The 1,026-nt window shown below is 56.7% G+C and carries 1 protein-coding gene; it reads left to right on the forward strand.

Translation table 11 applies throughout. The annotated features are described in order from the left end of the window. A partial coding sequence (locus ACWIGM_RS31580) for a phage tail tape measure protein (RefSeq protein WP_454029872.1) occupies nt 1–1,026 on the forward strand: 1,026 nt, incomplete at both ends.

The raw sequence follows: 1,026 nt of genomic DNA on the forward strand, positions 1-1,026 counted from the left end.
AAGGCACGGCAGGAGGCCGAAGCTCTTGCCACACAGTTTAAAAACACCGAACGTCCGACCCGTGCTCAGGCGAAAGTGCTGGAATCCGCGAAGCGTGCGGTGGAGGACTTACAGGCGAAATATAACCGCCTGACGGATTCCGTTAAACGCCAGCAGCGGGAACTGGCCGTTGTGGGAATTAATACCCGCAATCTTGCACATGATGAGCAGGGATTGAAAAACCGTATCAGTGAAACCACCGCACAGCTTAACCGTCAGCGTGACGCGCTGGCTCGTGTCAGTGCGCAACAGGCAAAACTTAACGCAGTAAAACAGCGTTATCAGGCAGGCAAGGAACTGGCCGGAAATATGGCCTCAGTGGGTGCTGCCGGTGTGGGGATTGCGGCGGCGGGAACGATGGCCGGAGTTAAGCTGCTGATGCCCGGTTATGAGTTTGCGCAGAAAAACTCAGAATTGCAGGCCGTGCTCGGAGTGGCAAAAGACTCCGCCGAAATGACCGCGCTCCGCAAGCAGGCGCGCCAGCTCGGCGACAATACCGCCGCCTCGGCAGATGATGCAGCCGGTGCACAGATTATCATTGCGAAAGCCGGTGGGGATGTTGATGCCATTCAGGCGGCAACGCCGGTCACGCTGAATATGGCGCTGGCGAACCGCCGCACGATGGAAGAAAACGCCGCCCTGCTGATGGGGATGAAATCCGCCTTTCAGCTTTCAAACGATAAGGTCGCTCATATCGGGGATGTTCTCTCCATGACGATGAACAAAACCGCCGCCGATTTTGACGGCATGAGCGATGCGCTGACCTATGCCGCACCAGTGGCAAAAAATGCCGGTGTCAGCATTGAAGAAACCGCCGCAATGGTCGGGGCGCTGCATGATGCAAAAATCACAGGCTCAATGGCGGGGACGGGAAGCCGTGCCGTGTTAAGTCGCCTGCAGGCACCGACGGGAAAAGCATGGGATGCACTCAAAGAGCTTGGCGTGAAAACCTCAGACAGTAAGGGGAATACCCGACCAGTATTTACC

The organism is Allobosea sp. NPDC055332, assembly GCF_053645455.1.